The following is an 18,774-nucleotide window of genomic DNA, read 5'->3' as shown; positions in this document are numbered from 1 at the left end:
CCTCAGTGCACTAAAAATACTATAAAACTAATAAGCGCAAGCACGACAACTCCGATATTTACGTACTCCCACTCGCGTCTCATGATACGAACCAGCAAATACGCCATAAACCCAAACGAAAGTCCCGTCGTGATCGAGTACGTAAGCGGCATCAAAATAACTATCAAAAATGTCGATATCGCGATGGCCGGATCTTTAAAATTTATATTTCCAAGCTCGCTAAACATCAGCACGCCCACCATCACGAGTATCGGATATATCGCGTTTGAGGGGATAGCTTTAAAAAGCGGCAACATAAAAATCGTAAGCACGAAAAATAGTCCGCAAAATACAGCCGTTAGTCCCGTCTTGCCGCCCTCCTCTACGCCGCTAGCGCTCTCGGCAAAGGACGTAGTCGTACTAACGCCCACTAGCGAGCCTACCATAGTGGCTACCGCGTCGGCTTCGAGGGTTTTTTCTAGTTTTTCGACGCCTTTTTGATTGCTCTCGTCAAAGATTCCCGCTCTATTTCCCACTCCCGCTAGCGTACCGATAGAGTCGAAAAGGTCTGTCACGAAAAATGTAACAATCACCGGAACCAGCGCAAAAGATAGCGCGCCCATGATGTCAAGCTCTAAAAATATCGGCGAGATCGAAGCCGGTAGTGAGATAAATTCCTTCGGATACGGCGCGATACCGAAAATCCAAGCGACTACCGAGGTCGTAAATACCGCGATGATGAAGGCGCCCTTAACCTTCCACGCCCAAAAAAGTATAACGAAAAATAGCCCAACAAAGCCCAAAATAACGTTTGGATCTTTTAAATTTCCAAGCCCTACCAGCACGGCGTCGTTGTTTACGACTACGCCCATTTGCTGAAGCCCGACGAAAGCGATAAAGGCGCCTATGCCCGCGCTTATCGAGCGTCTAACGTCGTCCGGGATAGATTTTAAGACCCAGATTCTAAAATTCGTAAAAGATAGCACGACGAAAATTATACCCGAGATGAAAACCACACCTAAAGCCGTCTGCCACGGTATTTGCATACCTAGCACTAGGCCAAATGTAAAATACGCGTTTAAGCCCATTCCCACGCTCATAGCCACGGGCGTGTTCGCCCATATACCGTTTAGCACGGTAGCGATCACGGTGATGAGCGCCGTAGCCGTGATGAGCGCATCCATCGGCATGCCGGTTTTGCTCATGATTATAGCGTTTACGGGCACGATATACATCATCGTTAAAAAGGTCGTGAGTCCTGCGCTAAACTCGGTCTTTACGCTAGTGCCGTTTTGCTTGAGTTTAAAAAAATCCAATTCCGCCTCCTTAGTTATCGTAAATTTTTAGTTCGTTATACAAGCTATCTCGCTCGACGGGAACAAAGCCCGAAGTCTGAATGAGATCGGTAAAATTTCTAAGACTCATACCACTTGCCGATTTCGCTCCGGCCGCGCTTTGGATGCTCTCTTTTTCTATCGTGCCGTCTAGATCATCAGCGCCGAATTCTTGCGCGACCATGGCCAAATTTATCGTCGAGGTCGCCCAGTACGCCTTTATGTGCGAGACGTTATCGAGCACCAGACGCGAGATCGCAAAGGTCTTTAAAATTTCGGCCGAGCCGGGATAGTTTTCTACTTTTAGATAGTTGTTGTCGCGCTGATAAACCAGCGGGATAAAGGCGTTAAATCCGCCAGTTTTGTCCTGCAAATCGCGGATTCGCAGCATATGGTCGATGCGGTTTTGCCTGCTTTCTACGTGGCCAAACAGCATCGTAGCGTTACTTTCTCTACCTTTTTCGTGCCAAAGGCGGTGGATTTTGAGCCAGTTTTCGGAGCTTACCTTGCCTTTACAAATTTTACGCCTGACCTCTTCGTCAAAGATCTCCGCTCCGCCGCCGGGCATCGAGTCTACGCCGTATTCGAGCATCTTTTCTACGACTTCTTCGTAGCTAAGGCCGTGTTTTCGCGAGAGAAAATCAACCTCCGCGGCAGTTAGCGCCTTGACGTGGATTTGCGGGTATTTTTCCTTGATCTTTTTAAAAATTTCCAAATACCACTGCCATGAGGTATCGGGATTGTGCGCAGAGACGATATGTATCTCTTTTGCGCCGTGAGCAACGCTTTTTTCGACGATTTTTAGTATTTCCTCGTGGCTCATCGTGTATGGGTTTGGGTTTTTGCGGTTTGCCGAAAACGCGCAAAATTTACACACGTCCGCGCAGATATTGGTCGGGTTTATGTGGCGATTTACGTTAAAAAATACCTTTTTGCCGTGCAGTTTCCGCCGTTTGGCGTTTGCGAATTTACCCAGCGTAAAAAGGTCTAGGTCGTACAAGACTGCGCATTCGTCCGCGTCCAGACGTTCGCCGCTTTGGAGTTTTTCTATTAAATTTGTCAAATTTTATTCCGAAAATAGATATTAAACGGCGATTATATGTTAAAAAAGCTTTGTTTTTGCAAAATTTTAGTATCATCGGATAAAATTTACACAAAAAGACGGCGGTAAAAAGTGGCTTTAAAAGGAAATTTAAACGGCGTTTTAGGAGGCGCAAATTTGGCCTCGCAGCTAAAAAAGCTTCAAGGCAAGGGCTTTGCAAATTTCATCGCAAAACAAAGCGACGAGCTCATAAAAGCTCTATGCGCGCGGGTTTTGGACGAGATTTTTGCGGACTTTAACCCAGACGTCGATTTTATTCCGTTTTGCGTCATCGCTACCGAAAAGTACGCCGACAACCTCATCTCCACGAGCTCGGTTTTAGAGGTTTTACTCGTCTTTAAAGAAAACGCCGGCTTTAACGTCAAATTTATCCTAAAAAAGCTAGTCGCCGCGCTGGAGGGCTCAAATTTAAAGCTAAATATCAAAATTTGCGAGCTGGACGAGATTTTTAAGTCTCACAAAAACGACCACAAAGCAAAGGCCGCGTTTAGCCGCATCCGCTATATCTGCGGCTCGCGGACACTTTATAAGGCCGCCCGGTCGGAGATTTATAAAACTCGCGAGTTTAACGCGCAGGAAAATCTCAAATTTTACGCCAAAAATTTAGGCGCTTTTAACGAGATCCCAAATATTAGGCAAGAGCCCGATCTAAAAAACGACCTTGGCGGCACAAACGACATCTACTACCTAAACTGCGCTCTAAACGGCTTTGAAAACGAGATCAGCATGCGCTCGCAGGCTCTAAAATTTATCGACGAAAAGGAACTTAGCGCGTTAAATTTGGCGGCTGATTTTATCCTTTGCGTAAAATCGGCGCAAAATTTAACCTCCGACTCCGACGTTTTTGATCCCGCTAAGCTAAACGAGATCACCTCGCTTATGCAAACCAAGTCCAAAAAGACGCAAGAAAATAGCAGCGTCATCTCGCAAAAACTCTTTTCCTGCATGCACTCGGTCGCCGTTTTCTCGCGCTATCTGGTCGCTAGCTTTTATAGGAGCAAATTTACGAGCGGGGTTAAATTTAGCCAGCTACGAGCCGCGCGGCTAAAAAACGGATTTTATAGATTTGAAAACACGATTTACGTCCCGCTACACGTCCGTCCTCGCCCTCTAAACGCCGTACTAAAGCAGCTTTTAGCCCTCGGCGATGCGGAGTACAAATTTGACGTCGGGACGATCTTTTACCTAAAACGCGCGCAAATCAGCAAAGAGGACGCCGAGGACTCGCTCGCGCTTTTTAGAAAAATTTTGATGCGAAACCACGCTCACTGCATCATCAAAGCGCTTTTGGATGCGGAGATTTTGCCCGTTTTAGTTAAACCGCTCGAGCACGCCGTAAATTTGGCCGAATTTGACGGCTATCATAAATTTAGCGTCGGCGAGCACTGCGTTTTAAGCGTCAAATTTGCCGAAAATATCAAAGATAAATTCGTAAAATCGCTTTGCGACGAGCTCTGCCTCGAGGGGCGCACGCTGCTAAAGCTAGCTTTGCTGCTACACGACGCGGGCAAGGGTCTAGGCGGCGATCACTCGGTCGTGGGCTCAAATATTTTCCGTGCCTACGCTAGCAAGCTAAATTTGAGCGCAAAGGCCGTAAATATCGGCGTTACGCTCGTGCGCTACCACACGCTGATGAACGACGTGGCAAACCGCGAGGATATCTACGATCAGCGCACGATTTTTAGCTTTATCTCAAAGCTTGGCGATCCGCAAACCCTAAAGCTCGCCTACATCGTCGCTTATTGCGTGATAAACGCGACGGATGAAAAACTCTATACGCCTTATTTAGCGCGGCTTTTGCGCGAGCTTTACGGCATTTGCCTGCAAAGTTTCGAGGATGAAAACCTGCTAGACGAAGCCGCAAGACGCGTAAAAAAGGAGCTTAGCATCAGGCGAAACGCTAAATTTGCCGCTTTAAGCGAAAATTTGAAAGAAAAAATCTTCGCTATCAGATCAAATTTACTCTTCGCTAAATACCAGCCAGCAGATATCATCAGCATCGCCTGGGCCGCGCAAAACGCCGATAAACTAAGCGTGCAGGTGCAAAATCACCAAAGCCTGAGCATCGAAATTTACGCGCAAAACTACCCAAATTTAGCCGTTTTGCTCTCGGCTCTGGCGCACCTTGATCTTGGATTTATGGAGATTTTCGAGCTGTTTGATGGTAAATTTTACGTCAAGCTAGAGTTTAACAAAAACGTAAAATCAAGCGAGCTAGAAACCTTAAAAAACCTCATCGAGATCTCGCTAAAAAGTGGCGCCTCAGCGCAGATAAATCGCCCGATAATACTAAAAGGCGAGCTAAATTTCGACGCGAACCACTCGCAAGAGTACGCGAAGCTTGGCATAAACGCGAAAGATCAGCGCGGGCTGATGGCTTACGTATTGGGAGTTTTTAAGGAATTTGATGTAAAAATAGCCAACGCCAGAATCCAAACCGTAAAAAATAGGACGCGGAATTTGCTGCTTATCGAAAAGCGCGAGGGCGTGGATTTGGGCGAAATTTTAAAATTATTAGAAAGCGAGTAAACATGTGCGGAATCGTCGGTTACGTCGGCAATAGAGAAAAAAGAGAGTTTATTTTAAACGGATTAAAAGAGCTTGAGTACCGCGGCTACGACAGTGCGGGCATGGCGGTGATGAGTCTGGATGGCGGTTGTGACAAATGCACGCAGGAGATCGCCTTTTTCAAAGCCATCGGCAAGCTTGAAAATTTAGCCAAAAAATCAGAGGGCTTTAGCTCTAGCGGCGAAGGCGTCGCGATCGGTCATACGCGCTGGGCTACGCACGGTAAACCTACCGAGATCAACGCTCACCCACACCTGGGCGAGCACTCGTTCGTCGTTCATAACGGCATCATCGAAAACTACAAAGAGCTAAAAGAGGAGCTTGAAGCAAAGGGCGTTAGCTTCCTTAGCCAAACCGATACCGAAGTCATCGTGCATCTTTTTGAGGAAAATTTAAAAACTATCGGCGAGCCGTTTAAAGCATACGAAGCCACGGTAGCGCGCCTGCACGGAGCATACGCGACGCTACTGATCACCAAAACGGCTCCGGGCAAAATATTTTTCGCCAAGGACGCTGCGCCGCTAGCCATCGGCAAAAGCGAGGAGAAAGAGGTATTTTTCGCCTCCTCGGACGCCCCGCTGATCGGCCTAGCCAAAGAGGTGTGCTACCTGGACGACAAAAGCTACGGATTTGTTAGCATTGACGAGATCGCGGTTTTTAAAGACGCAAAAAAACTAAGCCCGAGCTTTGCCGCGCTGCCTGCGGACAAAAGCTACGCGCAAAAAGAGGGCTACCGCTTTTTTATGGAAAAAGAAATCTACGAACAAAGCGCAGTCGTAAGCGAAACGCTAATGGGACGCGTCAAAGAGGATGCGGTAGGGCTTGAAAATTTGACCGACGAGTACCTGCAAAATATCGACGATATCGTGATCTGCGCGTGCGGCACTAGCTATCACGCGGCGCTTACGGCTAGCTATCTTTTTGAGAGGCTGGCAGACACTAGAGCCAAGGTCGAGATCGCGAGCGAATTTCGCTATAGACGCCCGAAGCTAAACAAAAACGCCCTTTTTATCGTCATCTCGCAAAGCGGCGAAACCGCCGACACCCTAGAAGCGCTAAAAATCGCCAAACAAGCGGGACTAAAGACGCTGGCCATCTGCAACGTCGATAACTCCTCGATCGTACGCCTAGCCGACGACACTCTGCTCACTCGCGCCGGCATCGAAAAGGGCGTAGCCAGCACCAAAGCCTTTGCGACGCAGGTCGTGACGCTGTGGATGCTAGCGCTGCAAATCGCGCAAGCTAAAGCCTCCATAAGCAAAGACGAGCTAAAAAGCGAGATCGCGGCACTCCTGCACGTCCCGCAAATTTTAAATATCAGCAAAGAGCCGCAAGAGCGCATCCGCCGCCTAGCCAAGCACTATTTGCACGGCCACGGCTTCTTTTTTATCGGGCGCGATATATTTTATCCGCTTGCGCTAGAAGGCGCGCTAAAGCTCAAAGAGATCTCCTATCTGCACGCCGAGGGCTACCCTGCGGGCGAGATGAAGCACGGCCCTATCGCGCTTGCCGACGAGAGGCTCTTTACGATCGCGCTGATGCCGCAAAACGTCCTTTACGACAAAACCAAAAGCAATGTCGAGGAGCTAGCCGCTCGCGACGCCTATATACTTGCGATTAGCCCCGAGGAGTTCGAGCTTAGCGACGATTTTATCAAAACGAGCAAGCAAGCTCACCCGATGAGCGAGTTTTTCGAGATGATGATCATCCTGCAGCTTTTTGCGCTGGAAATCGCCGTAAGGCTGGGCAACGACGTGGATATGCCGCGAAACCTTGCTAAAAGCGTAACGGTAGAGTAAATTTAATAGGCGAAATTTGACGAGCGGGGGCGTTAAATTTCGCTTTTAATCCTAATCTGCAAATTTAGGCGAGAGGCCCACTCGCCTAAATTTCTCTCAAATTTTATTCTAAATTTAAATGCAAATTTATCGGCGCCCGGGAGTATCATGCAAAATTTAAACGAAAAATACGAAATTTATCAAAAAAGACTTGATAAAAAGGCGCGCCGTCTCGCGTCGTTGATGAACGACGCAAAATGGCTTAAACTCTGCGAAATTTTAGATGTCTCTGAGTGCAAGGGCATACGCGTAAGGCTGCTATCAGGCGACGAGGAGATCGCGCTCGTCTGCGGCTTTGGATGTTTAGGGGACGGGTATTTTGACTGCGCCAACGGTGCGATTTTATTTAAGGATTTGCGCTGGGTTTTTGTGCCTAAATTTTACGAGCGGGCGCGTATGAACAAAGCCGAAAAACTCGTCTCTAAATTTATCCCAAATCCGCTTGAAACGGTGCTAGACTCCATGACAAAGGCGGGTAAATTTGACTACGAAATAGACGAAAGCGGGCTAAAAATTTACGGATATAGATAAATTTGGCGCAGGCAAACGGAGTCAAATTTAAAGCCGCGCTTGCTCGCCAAATGCGGCAAAATTTGATAAAATTTGACGAACTTTAAACTCAAAGGAGCAAATATGAGCGCTCATCTATGCCCAAAATGCGGCGAAAACACGATCTACTTCGACGGCATCTGCCACTCGTGCAGCCAAAGGCAGAGGCGGGGTGAAATTTTAAACCTAAACGCGGACGAAGTAGAAGCGATGATCCTAAAAATAGCGGGCCGAATCGACGAGATCGAAAAATGGGATGAGATTTGCAATGATTTTTGGGCGCTTTTTAGCCTGCTAGATATCCACGATCCAAGGATCGCGCGAGCTGCGGCGGCAAAGGAGATCTACTATCCGCCCGAGCTCTACTTCGGCGCGCCGGACGACGTAAAAGATGCACTCATAACAAAACTAAACTCGCTAGAGGACAACTCCAAAAACGTACTAAATCACCTACTTTGCGCGCTTGCGTGGCAGGGCGGCGAGCAGACGGCTGAGCTTTTTTACGAGCTGTATAAAACCCCGAGGCCGTGGCGTAAAAAGCTCTACGTTGGCACCGAATTTTACGCAAAAATCGGCGGATGGAGCTTTGACGAGACGGGTGAGCGAAAATCTCTCGTTTTTGACAAATGCCTCACCACGGTACGCGTAAAAGGTGGCAAGCGCGCGAGCCAAGACGCAAATTTAAACCCAAACCAAAACGCGGATGAGCCCGTGCAGATCGGCGAGCCTACGGGCCAAAAGTGCGAGTTTTGCGGCTGCGAGATACTCGATATGCTGCGCCTAAAGGCAACTGATCCGCGGCTTGAGTTTTTAAATTTAAAGCACGACGCGATATTTCGCTGCTGCCCGACCTGCGTCGGCTCGGTAAGATATTTTTGCAAATGCGGCCCAGACGGCGAGATAGAGTTAAGCTGTGATGGCGAAGGTTTCGATGAAAGCTACTTTTCGCAGGAGGATTTTGCACGACTGTGCGATATGAAATTTAAGCTAGGCGGCGAGGTTTCGCCATTTTACGGCTGCTTTGGCGAGCTTGATACGACCGTGGGAGGCTATCCGCAGTGGGTGCAGGACGCCGAGTATCTAGCCTGCCCTAGCTGCGGCGGGATGATGAAGCATCTAGCGCAGATCCCGTTTGGCGAGATGATAGAGGGCGAGGGCGTCATATACGTGCAGATCTGCGAGAAATGCGAGGTTTTGGGCGGTTGCTTTCAGTGCACGTAAGGCAAATTAATTAGCTATAATGCAAGTAAAATTTGATTTAAGGAGAAAAAATGGGGTTATTTGGTTTTGGTAAAAAAGCTGAAAAGGTGCAAATTCCAAGCACTTTTGCCGGCAGAGTGGATAAATTTTGGACGGAATTTAGCGGCAAGGTAGACGAGATCAAGGCCGATTTGGCGGCAAAGGAATTTGAAAAGGCGATGCAAAAGACCGACGAGAAGCTTCGCATCTGCCTTGCGGAGCCCTATTTTATGACGGGGCTTGCGGGCGATAAGCTCGATCTGGTGCTGACTCCCGAGGGCATGAGGCACCGCCTCTTTTGGCTAAGCTTTATCAAAAACGCTATGCCTAGGCAGCTTGAATCCAAAATGCTCTGCACGCTCGGAAAGCCGCGCGCGCCGCGAGGTATCGGCGGGATCGAGATGTACGATACGCACGTAAACGCCGAGGAGTCGATGATCTACGCGCAGTTTAACGAAAGCGACGTGGATATTAAAATTTACAACGAAAACCTAGCGGCTCTGCTCGCACAGGACGAGGGCAAGGCCTATAATCTTAGCTTTATCCTGCTTGACAATATGATCGGCGAAACGGCGATCATAAATACCTTAGGCGAGCTTGAGGTGCTGGCCCAGCCGCAGGAAAACGGCGTGCCGCTAAGCGAATTTGCCGATCTGGTCGATGACAAATTCGGCGAAAAAGCCGCGCGCGAACCGCTAAAGAATTTTTTCAGCTACGAGATGGAGCCGCGCGGTAGCGAGGTGCGCGAGGACGTGATCGTAGGCACCACCTGCCTGACCAATATCGTAAATCAGTACCTAAACGGCGAGCGCGACATCTATAACGAAGCCTTCGAGCTCGGTATCAAATTTTGCTTTCTTAGCATCGATAACGGCGGCGACGTGCAGGTAGGCTTTGATCTGCGAAATAAAATCGAGGACGAGGAGCTGGATAGCTGCGGCTCGTTTTTAGAGATAATCGGCGGCGCAACCGGGCAGAAGCGCGCATACATCGATCTCATCTGCTATGACGAGGAAAGGCTAAAAGAAAAAGCGAAGCAGCTTTGCAAAAAATATGGCGCGAATATACAAATCCACGACTTTAAGCGGTAAATTTAGCTGTGGGCGTCAAATTTAGCTTTTGCGCGCCCGCACCCTTTTATTTTTGGCGCTAAATTTTGCTTTTGATGTTGGTTGTGGCGAATTATTCCGACCATTTCTGCTAGCTCAAAAGTAAAATTTAACAAACATCGCAGCGCATGTAGCTCTAGATCTCTCTGTGCTAGCTGTATTTTAAAATTTACAGCAGCAAGGCTTATTTGCCAACTCATCTCAACGCAAATTTTTTAGATACTGGCACGCGCTAAATTCTCCGAGCTTGCAACCTCTATCGTAAAGTTCTTTGGCCGCGTTTTTATTCTTTTCTACGCCCATGCCTTTTTCGTAGGCAAAGCCCAAATTTGAGCAGGCTAGCGCGCTCGCGCCCGAGCAAGCGTTGGTAAAAAGCACAACGGCTCTTTCGTAGTCTTTTCCCACGCCCTCGCCCTTAAAATAGCAAACCCCAAGATCGGCGCAAGAGCCTACGTGTCCGCGCTCGCAAGAGGCCGCAAATATCTGCGCCGCCTTTGCCGCGTCCTTTTCTACGCCGTCGCCCATCGCGTAGCTTAAGCCAAGATTGTAGCACGCCGTTTCCTCGCCTAGTTCGCAGGCTTTGCTAAACAGCTCATTCGTCTTTTTGCCGTCCAGATAGACGCCAAGCCCCTTGCCGTAGCTATACGCCAGGCTCGCGCACCCCTGGGCCACGTCCTTTTCGCAGGCTTTAGCAAACAGCTCGTTTGCCTTTTTGTGATCCTGCGCTGTGCCCTGCCCGCTTTGGTAAAGCAGCCCCAGATACACGCAGGCTTTGTCCGCGCCCAGCTCGCAGGCTCTTTCGTAGTATCGCACGGCTTTTGTAAATACCTTATCAAATTCGTAAAAGTACCCAAGTCCCGCGCAATACATCGCGTTTTTCTCGCCGCCTTCATCGCAGGCAAGCTCTAAGTTTTTAATCGCGACCGATAATCTTTTACAAATCTCGTCGTTTCCCTTCTTGCACTCTTTGCTAAGATCGGCCAGCTCGCCCCCAAAAGCTAACGCCGCAAAAAACGCAAGCAAAATCAAACGTCTCATAAGCTCAAATTTCCTTTCAAATTTTATAAATTTACCGCCGTAAAGCGCCGAAGCCAAAATGCATGAAGTATAAATTTAAAAAGATTAAAATTCAAATTTAGCTAAAATCGCTATCAAAAAGGAGCTTAAAATGATTTTTGAAGACGAGCTGATTTTCGTCGAGCGAGAAACAAGCGAGATACCGTGGGTAAAAATTTTTACAAAAACGCCGTTTAAGGAGCTCACAGACTGCGACGAAGCGACTCAAAAAAGGGTATTTGAAGCGGTTTTAACGACCGAAAAAGTAATGATAAAATTTTATAATCCAACCAAAATAAACATCGCAAGCTTTGCCAACTATGTGCCGCGCGTACATTTTCACGTGATGGCGAGGTTTGAGAGCGATAGCTTTTTCCCGGAGTCCATGTGGGGCAAAAAGCAGCGCGAGGGTGAGCTAAGTTTGCCCGATTTTGCCGAGTTTTCTCAAATTTTAGCGCTCGAGCTAGGCAAAACACGTGAATAAAAAAATACTTCTAACGCTCGCGTTCCTCGTAGTAGCAGGAGTTTTAGCGGTCTATAAAGCGCGTTGGGACGAGCAGACTCAGACGGAAAATATCAAAAAATTTCTCGACTTCCAAACGCAAATTTTAAATAAAAATATCGAAGAAGAAAAGCTCTCCGCGATGACGGTGGCGGCGTTACTGGCGCAAAACGAACACGTAAAAAAATGCATGAGCCAAAATAACCGCCAAATGTGCCTAGAGACGCTTGGCGAATTTACCAAAACGCTCAGCAAGGTGCCGATTTACGAAAATGCCAAATTTCACATCCATACGCCTGAGATGAGGAGCTTTGCTAGGAGCTGGATACCGATGTATAACGACGATCTAACGAACTTTCGCCACCTGCTAGCAGAGGCCAAAAACGGCGTAGCCGCAGGCATCGAGGTCGGTCGCGCGGGTGTTTTTATAAGATCGGTCGCGCCGATATTTGAGGATAAAAAGATGCTCGGCAGTATCGAAGTGCTGCTTGATTTTAAGCATTTGAGCGACTTCTTCTCGCAGCAAGGGCTTGATCTTTTCGTATTACTCGATGCCGGCGGCGACCTACCCTATCAAAACAGCAGCGACGAGGGCATCATCGAAGGCTTTCATTTCGTAAATAAGAGCTACGCAAATTTAAACGTCCTGCCAATGCTAAAGGATATAAAATTTAAAAGCGGCGGATTTTATCAGACGGATTCGCACGCCTTTACCGTCCAGCCCATGAACGACGCAAAGGGCGAGCGCGTAGGATATTTCGTGATTTATTTTAACTCGGACTCAAAAGAGCGAAATTTAGCAAAACTCGGCGTTTGGTTTGATTAGTCAAGCAAGCTTTTTGAGTATGGCGAAAATTTGTAGGTAAAGATGCTGCCTTTGCCCAGTTCGCTTTTAACGCCGTACTCTACGCCGTTTTTCACGCAGATGCTTTGCACGATGTTTAGCCCCAAGCCAAAGCCGCCCTGCACGCCCTCGTCTCTAACGTAGCGTTTCCAAATTTTACTCGTATCTTTTATGCCTTCGCCCTCGTCCTCGACTACGAGCACGATTTTGCCGCTTTTTTCAAAAAGACGTAAATTTATTATTCCTCCTTCGCGGCTGTATTTTACGGCATTGCTTAGGTTGTTATCGATCAGTCTGCCCGCCTCTATCTTGCTCATAAAAATTTGCAAATCAGGCTCGATGAAGTCGTAAATTTTGATATTTTTCGCCATCGAGATACCGCGCATATACCGCGCTCGCTCGAGGCAAAATTCGCTCAAATTTAAAATCTCGGGCGGAAATAAAATATACCCGCGCTTGATGTAGTACTCAGTGTCCTCGTATGTAACTTGCATCTGTTTTAGAGCCGAGCGCATGCGGGTGACGTATTTGTTATCAAGGCCTAGCATCTCAAGGTTTATGCCGATGACTCCCAGCGGAGTTTTTAGCTCGTGCATCGCGTCGTTAAAAAAGTTATTCATATATTTTTTAGCGTCTTTATACGGCTTTATACCGCTAACAAACGACAGATAAAGCGCGAAAAATACGACCACGAGCGCAAAGGCAAGAGTTAGAGCCGCGACGAATAAAATCCTAGCCGCGTTTTGCTTTTTGGCTAGCACGAGGTAATAAAACTCGCCGTCCGCGCTAAAATAGGTCTTGTAAAAAAGATGGCCGTTTTCTTGACGGGTGATAAATTTTAAATCGCTCGGGCGCGCGTCCAAATTTGAGACGATCTGCTTTTCTTTGAGATCAAAAACGCCGTATCTATATGTGAGCGAAATAGGCAAAGTCTCGTTTTTATCGAGCGCTTTGCGGATTTTGCCCTCGTACTCCAGCAGCTCGAACATATTTTTTGAGTATTCGTCTTTGGAGCTTAAATTTATAATCTCGTAGCTTTGAAATATAAACAAAGCCATGATGATAAAAGTGGCTAAGATAGGGATTTTAAGATTTTGAAACATCTATCTTATAGCCTAGTCCGCGCGATGATTTTATAAACTCGGGAGTCGTTTTTTGACGGATTTTTAGTATGTGCATGCGCACGTCGGCAGGATCGATTTCCTTGTCGTTCCACACCTCGGCGCGTAGCCTTTCGATACCGACAAAGCTGTTTTTATGAAACAGCAAACACTCGATGATACCGAATTCCCTCGTACTTAGCTCAACCGGCTCGCCTTTAAATTTAAGCCGCTTTTTAGCGGTATCGAGGCTAAAGTTTTCATCGATCGCGATCAAATTTTTATCGTCTCTGCCGTGATATTTTCGCATTAGCTCGTTTACTCTAAATTTTAACTCGGCTAGCTCAAAGGGCTTTTTTAGGTACTCGTTACAGCCCAGCTCGTATCCGACCGCCATATCGTCTATATCTACGAGCGAGGTCATTATCATTATAGGCGTTTCACAGCCGATATCTTTGGCGTATTTTATAACTTCGTGTCCGCTGATATGCGGGACCTTGATATCAAGGATCAGCAGGTGATAAAAGCCCGCCGCTATCTTATCGCAGGCTACTTTGCCATCGGGCGCCTCATCGACCTCGTAGCCTAGGCTTTCTAGATATTCGCTAACGCTCTTGCGATATACAAAGTCGTCTTCAAGCAGTAAAATTTTCATAAATTCTCCGAATTTTATCGCAATATTTTAAGGGAGATAATAGCTAAAAATGATTTTGGATCGTCTGAATTTAAAAAGGCTCGGCGAGTTTACCGAGCCTAATGCGTATAGTTTAGTCTAAATTTCACGCGCCCGTGAAAACTTGACCGGCATAAACTATATAGTATCTTAGCATCACGACGCCGCAGATAACTACAAGAGAGTTTGCTATGATGTAGCCCACTCTATAAGCGTGATTTTTAAGAGCCGTTAGAGCTATGGTGATAGGGGTCAAAAGTCCGATACCCACGACGCCTATCCAGAATATTAACGCGTATTGTCCGGTGCTTAGAGCTTGTTTTGCGGCAACCGCGCTAGCTCCGCCCTCGAAATATAGTCCCAAAAATAGTATAGCTATAAGCGGTATCTCAAAAATTACGGCGCGCAAGTCCATAACCAAAAGATACTTCACGTTGTCTTCGTTAAGAAGGTGCTTGAAGCACAAAAGTCCGACCAAGATGTTTGTCGCTACGCCCGAGCTAAAGCCTGAGGTTAGGAACAAGATCGGCAGAATCGGCGTGTTCCAAAGCGGAAGCTTCGTAATCGCGCTAAGCAAAAAGCCCGTATATATACCTACGCCGATCGCAAGACCGAAAAGCGCCATCTCGACTATCTTTGAAAGCGGCGCAAAAGAGCGAATCAGTCTAGAAATAGGACGTAAAATCGCTAGAATTTTATACTTTTCTATCTCTTCTTCGAAAATAATTACCGCAAAAAGATAAGCCAGCGGCGTATAAAGCAGCAATAACGCGACGCCGATAGACATAACCGAACCGAAGTTGTACTTAATCAAAATCCAGTAAAAACTAAGCGGTTTGCCAAGGTCAAGCACCAAAAGCGCAAGACCCACGGTGATCGTTATAGGAGCTACTAGAGCGCCCGCCTTTACCATCGCGTCCCAGATGCTGCCATCTTGTTTTTTATGGTAGTTCCACTTAACAAGCAACGCAACCATCATCGCGCCTGCGGACAAACCCGCCAAAAATAGATAAACCGCTATCGGCCACGGCCAGTAAATTTCATTATATTGCGCTACGCTTCCCCACATATTATTCATGGCTTCCTCCTTTGCGGTTAGCTATCATAGCAAGCTTCGGTTTGGTTTTAAGCTCGGCTTTAGGATAGTAGTGAGCTTTGGTATTTAAAATTTTACTTACTTCGCTATTTGGATCGTTTATATCGCCGAATGCCAAAGCATCGGTCGGACAAACGGTTACGCACGCAGGCTGCTCGCCTACGCTCACTCTAGTTTCAAAGCAAAACGTACATTTGCCTATCTCGCCGGTTTTTGGCTCGACATAGCGAGCGTCGTAAGGACAGGCCAGGATGCAGTATTTGCAAGATACGCAGGTAGAGTGATCTAGCAGCACGATGCCCTCCGCCGTCTGAAAGCTAGCTCCAGTAGGGCAAACCGCCACGCACGGAGCGTCCTCGCACATCACGCAGCTGTGTCTGCTAAAGTCGGTTTTTAAATTTGGGAATTTGCCCTTTATCTGCGAATGGACTTGAAGTCTAAAAACGCCTCTAGGCACTTCGTTTTCGCTCCTGCAAGCCACCGAGCACGCTTGGCAGCCTATGCAGAGGTTTTCGTCATGTATCATTCTATACGCTTTTTTCATCTTTTTTCCTTTACGCTTTTATTATCTTGACGCCGACGTTTCGCACCATCGTGGAGGCGACGGGGCCGATCACGGTAGGATCTAGCAGCTTGCTTTGATTCGTTCCTACGCCGTTCGTGCGTTTTAGTCCGGCGCTTTCATGACCGAAACCGTGATAGACGAAAAGCGTATCTTCTCTGATGCCCTCGGTAAGCATCACGTTTGCCTTTTCCTTCGCGGTTTTGCTTTGAAGAGTTATCTTATCACCGTCTTTTAGTCCGTATTTTTTCGCGGTATTAGGGTGTATCCAAACGGGCGCGCTACTCATCAAGTCGTTTAAAAATTCGACGTTTTGCGTGTGGCCGTTGGTGTGTATCGGCGTTTTGCCGCTCATTAGGCAAAGCTCCTCGCCGAAAAATACGTCCATGCCCTCGGCGTTTAAGCAGCCGTATCCCGGAAACTGCTTTTCGACCTTTTCGCTAAAGAGCTCGATCTTACCGCTATCGGTTTTAAATTTGATCTGCGACTCCATCAGCCCGTCGTCGCCCACGAACTGCTGCGCGTAAGGGAATTTTTTCGTAAATTCTTTTACGCTATCTTTTTCTCTAAACAAAATCCCCGGCACCTTCCACGTGACGTAGCCTTTTTTAACTAGCTCCGCTAAAAGCTCGGCGTTGCCTTTTACTTGTTTGATTCTCCACTCATCCATCGTGTTTGCCGAGTACTGCTCGTCTATCTTCATCCTGCGAGCTAGCTCTCTAAAGATATCGTAGCCGTTTTTGGTGTCGCCGATAGGATCTACGACTTTGTTTCTTATCATATAGGCAGGTTTTTGACTCGACTTATCCTCGATGCCTTCGTCGCGCTCAAGGTAAGTACTCTCGGGCAGTATCACGTCCGCCCATATCGCAAAATCGCTCATATAGATATCCGAGCACACGATAAAATCAAGCTTTTTTAGGCTCTCTATCGTAGTTTCCGTGCCCGCGACGTTGATCGGGTGGTTAAACCTTATGCTAAACCAGCCTTTTACGGGATAAGGCTTCTCGCTTAGTATAGCTTGCGGGATCTCCATCAAAACGCCGTGGCTTCTGCTAACGAATTTGTTTCGTCCGTCCTCGCCCGCCGCGTCTATTCTAGGCACTTTAGGTACTTTTATCGCAGCGTCTGGGTTCGTGATCTCTGGGATTAGCTCTTCTCCCGCTAAAGTATTATATAGCTTAGCCTTTTTGCCGCCGAAAATTCCGCCCTTTTTCTCCCAGTTGCCCATCATCGCATTTGCGGTCATTATAGCTCTAGTGCGGATATATTCGGCTCTAGTAGTAGTCGTGTTGTGACCGAAGTCGATGATGACCTTAGGCGCGGCTTTCCAGATTTCGCCAGCGATTCGTTCAACCGTTTTGGCGGGGATGCCCGTGATATTTTCTTGCCACTGCGGCGTCGTATCTTTGGTCGCTTCTACGACTTTGTCAAATCCAATCGTAAATTTCTCTATAAATTCCTTATCGTACGTGCCGTTTTTGATCCATGTGTGAATGAGAGCTAAAACAAACGCTAGATCGGTACCCGGTTTTACGGGTAGCCACTCATCGGCTTTTGAGGCTACGACGCTAAAGCGCGGATCTAAAACCAGCAGCTTCGTATCTTCTTTAGCAGCCATCTTAGCCAGCTTTTTAGCGTCGGCGATGACGATACCTTCAAAGAGATTGTGCCCGAAATTTACGACGTATTTTGCGTTGCCGAAGTCTCTTTTTAGCTTCGCGTCGCCGTACATATGCTCGCAAACCATCTGATAGGTGATCGGGCAACAGGAGAAGTGAGAAAAGCAGTTCGGCGAACCGTATGCGCTGGCAAATGTCGTCATTAGCTTGTGCGTTTGGCTTGATTTTGCCGTAAATACAAAGCTCTCCGGCCCGTATTTCTCCTTGATTTCTAGCATTTTTTTAGCGACTAGGTCAAGCGCCTCGTCCCAGCCCGCCTCGCGCCATTTGTTTTCGCCGCGCTCGCCTACTCTGATGAGCGGTTTTACTATGCGCTGCGGATCGTAGAGCTGATTGTGCCCGCTGCCGCCCCTTGCACACACGGAAGTCGCCGTGCCGCTTACCTTGCCGTTGCCTTGGATGAAGACGTTTTTGCCGTCCACGACCTTGGCCTCGATAGGACAGCGAGAAGAGCACATCTCGCAAAAACTATAAACGGTCTTATCGCCGCCTTCTAGCGCTTTGGCGCCGACTGCGCCCAGGGTACCTGGCGCATACGTCATCGCAAGCAAGCCCGTGGCGGTGGATGCTTTTAAGAAATTTCGCCTCGAAGTATCCATTTTTTCTCCCTTTTTGAAATAAATTTACCGAAATCTTAAATAATCAACGTAAATTATACGTAAATTTTTCGTATCAATATAAATTTTAATTGATAACGACTATTTCGTTTTCTAGGGGAAAAGCTTAAAATTAACTTCAAATTTGCCAAATTTACAAATATCAAATTTTAACGCTTGATGATATTTGAGCCGCCGTTTACTTAAATTTATAACTTAAAAAGTATTCTTGCGATTTCCGTCAAAAATTATTTTAATTTTATTTGTATATAATTCGCGTATTTTTTCAAAAAGGCAAATTTAATGAAAAAGCAAATTTACGTCATTCACGGCTACGACGCTTCTCCGCAAAGCCACTGGTTTTCTTGGTTTAAAGATAAAATGCGCGGCCTTGCCGAGGTAGAAATTTTAAAGATGCCAAACCCGCAAACGCCGAAGCTAAGCGAGTGGCTAGAAACGATGAAGCAAAAGGTAAATTTAAGCGAAAATTCATTTATCATCGCTCACAGCTTAGGCACGATAACTAGCCTAAATTTTCTTAGCGGTTTTGCAAATTTGCCCAAATTTGGCGGTCTAGTCCTCATATCGCCGTTTGACGAGCCGATTGAGGAATTTGCTATATTAAATGAATTTTGCGAGCCGCAAATCGCCTACGAAAAGATAAAATCAGCGACGAATTTTATAAAAGTAATAGCCGCAAAAGACGACTATATCGTGCCTTGCGAGCTTAGCCTAAAGGTCGCGCTAAATTTAGGCGTAACGCCAGATATCTTTGAAAAAGGCGGACACTTTATGAGCGCGGACGGCTTTAGCGAATTTGAGTTTATATTAAATTTATTTAAACTTAAAGACGAAAAATTATCATAAAATAATAACTAAAAAGTAAGATTATTTAAAAAAAATTACTATAATGTGCATTTTGATTTACTAAATTTATGTTCAAGG

At 46.9% G+C, this 18,774-nt stretch carries 16 protein-coding genes; 8 read left to right on the top strand and 8 right to left on the bottom strand.

Translation table 11 applies throughout. From position 1 onward, the window contains the following. Positions 1-2 precede the first annotated feature (2 nt). The gene (locus tag E4V70_RS09040) at positions 3-1,295 is read right to left on the bottom strand and encodes an NCS2 family permease (RefSeq protein ID WP_122862773.1); all 1,293 of its coding nucleotides are present in this window, start codon (positions 1,293-1,295) and stop codon (positions 3-5) included. A gap of 10 nt (positions 1,296-1,305) precedes the next feature. After that, positions 1,306-2,376: an aminofutalosine synthase MqnE gene (gene mqnE, locus E4V70_RS09035; RefSeq protein ID WP_122862772.1), complete on the bottom strand. Its 1,071-nt coding sequence runs from the start codon at positions 2,374-2,376 to the stop codon at positions 1,306-1,308. 111 nt (positions 2,377-2,487) lie between these two features. Between mqnE and E4V70_RS09030 the strand changes: the two genes are divergently transcribed. From E4V70_RS09030 to E4V70_RS09010, 5 genes are all read left to right on the top strand, one after another. Next, positions 2,488-4,944: an HD domain-containing protein gene (locus E4V70_RS09030; RefSeq protein ID WP_122862771.1), complete on the top strand. Its 2,457-nt coding sequence runs from the start codon at positions 2,488-2,490 to the stop codon at positions 4,942-4,944. A gap of 2 nt (positions 4,945-4,946) precedes the next feature. Then, positions 4,947-6,782 (top strand): glutamine--fructose-6-phosphate transaminase (isomerizing), encoded by a 1,836-nt coding sequence (gene glmS / locus E4V70_RS09025; protein WP_122862770.1) that lies wholly within the window; start codon positions 4,947-4,949, stop codon positions 6,780-6,782. A 147-nt stretch (positions 6,783-6,929) separates the two neighbouring features. Then, on the top strand, positions 6,930-7,352 hold the full coding sequence (locus E4V70_RS09020; protein ID WP_122862769.1) for a DUF6678 family protein: 423 nt from the start codon (positions 6,930-6,932) through the stop codon (positions 7,350-7,352). A 102-nt stretch (positions 7,353-7,454) separates the two neighbouring features. Beyond that, on the top strand, positions 7,455-8,591 hold the full coding sequence (locus tag E4V70_RS09015; RefSeq protein WP_122862768.1) for a cytochrome C: 1,137 nt from the start codon (positions 7,455-7,457) through the stop codon (positions 8,589-8,591). A 50-nt stretch (positions 8,592-8,641) separates the two neighbouring features. Continuing rightward, the gene (locus E4V70_RS09010; protein WP_122862767.1) at positions 8,642-9,700 is read left to right on the top strand and encodes a hypothetical protein; all 1,059 of its coding nucleotides are present in this window, start codon (positions 8,642-8,644) and stop codon (positions 9,698-9,700) included. A 219-nt stretch (positions 9,701-9,919) separates the two neighbouring features. On the opposite strand, the gene E4V70_RS09005 is transcribed toward E4V70_RS09010, so the two are convergent. Continuing rightward, entirely contained in the window at positions 9,920-10,756 is an 837-nt protein-coding gene (locus tag E4V70_RS09005) for a tetratricopeptide repeat protein (RefSeq protein ID WP_232037857.1), read from the bottom strand. A 130-nt stretch (positions 10,757-10,886) separates the two neighbouring features. Between E4V70_RS09005 and E4V70_RS09000 the strand changes: the two genes are divergently transcribed. Continuing rightward, positions 10,887-11,258 (top strand): HIT family protein, encoded by a 372-nt coding sequence (locus E4V70_RS09000; protein WP_122862765.1) that lies wholly within the window; start codon positions 10,887-10,889, stop codon positions 11,256-11,258. Beyond that, a complete protein-coding gene (locus E4V70_RS08995; protein WP_122862764.1) occupies positions 11,251-12,102 on the top strand; it encodes a cache domain-containing protein in 852 nt (283 codons plus the stop codon). Before E4V70_RS09000 ends, E4V70_RS08995 begins: the two co-directional genes overlap by 8 nt. Here the strand turns inward: E4V70_RS08995 and E4V70_RS08990 are convergent. The 5 genes from E4V70_RS08990 to phsA form a co-directional block, all read right to left on the bottom strand. Next, complete coding sequence (locus E4V70_RS08990; RefSeq protein WP_122862763.1) at positions 12,099-13,223, bottom strand: sensor histidine kinase; 1,125 nt, start codon at positions 13,221-13,223, stop codon at positions 12,099-12,101. The two genes, E4V70_RS08995 and E4V70_RS08990, sit on opposite strands and share 4 nt — an antisense overlap. Beyond that, positions 13,207-13,875, bottom strand: coding sequence for a response regulator transcription factor (locus E4V70_RS08985; protein ID WP_122862762.1), 669 nt, complete (start codon positions 13,873-13,875; stop codon positions 13,207-13,209). Before E4V70_RS08985 ends, E4V70_RS08990 begins: the two co-directional genes overlap by 17 nt. A gap of 124 nt (positions 13,876-13,999) precedes the next feature. Next, positions 14,000-14,971, bottom strand: coding sequence for an NrfD/PsrC family molybdoenzyme membrane anchor subunit (nrfD, locus tag E4V70_RS08980; protein WP_122862761.1), 972 nt, complete (start codon positions 14,969-14,971; stop codon positions 14,000-14,002). Further along, complete coding sequence (locus tag E4V70_RS08975) at positions 14,964-15,533, bottom strand: 4Fe-4S dicluster domain-containing protein (protein ID WP_122862760.1); 570 nt, start codon at positions 15,531-15,533, stop codon at positions 14,964-14,966. Before E4V70_RS08975 ends, nrfD begins: the two co-directional genes overlap by 8 nt. Positions 15,534-15,543: 10 nt before the next feature. Beyond that, positions 15,544-17,832 carry a thiosulfate reductase PhsA gene (gene phsA, locus E4V70_RS08970; RefSeq protein WP_122862759.1) on the bottom strand — a complete coding sequence of 763 codons (2,289 nt, stop codon included), beginning with the start codon at positions 17,830-17,832 and terminating at the stop codon, positions 15,544-15,546. Positions 17,833-18,132: 300 nt separating this feature from the next. On the opposite strand from phsA, the gene E4V70_RS08965 reads away from it, so the two are divergent. Further along, positions 18,133-18,696, top strand: coding sequence for an RBBP9/YdeN family alpha/beta hydrolase (locus tag E4V70_RS08965; protein ID WP_122862758.1), 564 nt, complete (start codon positions 18,133-18,135; stop codon positions 18,694-18,696). Positions 18,697-18,774 lie beyond the last annotated feature (78 nt).

The sequence above is a fragment of the Campylobacter showae genome (assembly GCF_900699785.1).
Classification (GTDB): domain Bacteria; phylum Campylobacterota; class Campylobacteria; order Campylobacterales; family Campylobacteraceae; genus Campylobacter_A; species Campylobacter_A showae_D.
The sequence above is the reverse complement of the archived record's forward strand: the minus strand, read 5'-3'. Positions and strand labels throughout refer to the sequence as shown.

Coding starts and splice junctions, on each gene's coding strand:
- glmS (WP_122862770.1), top strand. CDS start 4,947: ATGTGCGGAATCGTCGGTTACGTCGGCAATAGAGAAAAAAGAGAGTTT.
- E4V70_RS09020 (WP_122862769.1), top strand. CDS start 6,930: ATGCAAAATTTAAACGAAAAATACGAAATTTATCAAAAAAGACTTGAT.
- E4V70_RS09015 (WP_122862768.1), top strand. CDS start 7,455: ATGAGCGCTCATCTATGCCCAAAATGCGGCGAAAACACGATCTACTTC.
- E4V70_RS09010 (WP_122862767.1), top strand. CDS start 8,642: ATGGGGTTATTTGGTTTTGGTAAAAAAGCTGAAAAGGTGCAAATTCCA.
- E4V70_RS09005 (WP_232037857.1), bottom strand. CDS start 10,756: ATGAGACGTTTGATTTTGCTTGCGTTTTTTGCGGCGTTAGCTTTTGGG.
- E4V70_RS09000 (WP_122862765.1), top strand. CDS start 10,887: ATGATTTTTGAAGACGAGCTGATTTTCGTCGAGCGAGAAACAAGCGAG.
- E4V70_RS08990 (WP_122862763.1), bottom strand. CDS start 13,223: ATGTTTCAAAATCTTAAAATCCCTATCTTAGCCACTTTTATCATCATG.
- E4V70_RS08985 (WP_122862762.1), bottom strand. CDS start 13,875: ATGAAAATTTTACTGCTTGAAGACGACTTTGTATATCGCAAGAGCGTT.
- nrfD (WP_122862761.1), bottom strand. CDS start 14,971: ATGAATAATATGTGGGGAAGCGTAGCGCAATATAATGAAATTTACTGG.
- E4V70_RS08975 (WP_122862760.1), bottom strand. CDS start 15,533: ATGAAAAAAGCGTATAGAATGATACATGACGAAAACCTCTGCATAGGC.
- phsA (WP_122862759.1), bottom strand. CDS start 17,832: ATGGATACTTCGAGGCGAAATTTCTTAAAAGCATCCACCGCCACGGGC.
- E4V70_RS08965 (WP_122862758.1), top strand. CDS start 18,133: ATGAAAAAGCAAATTTACGTCATTCACGGCTACGACGCTTCTCCGCAA.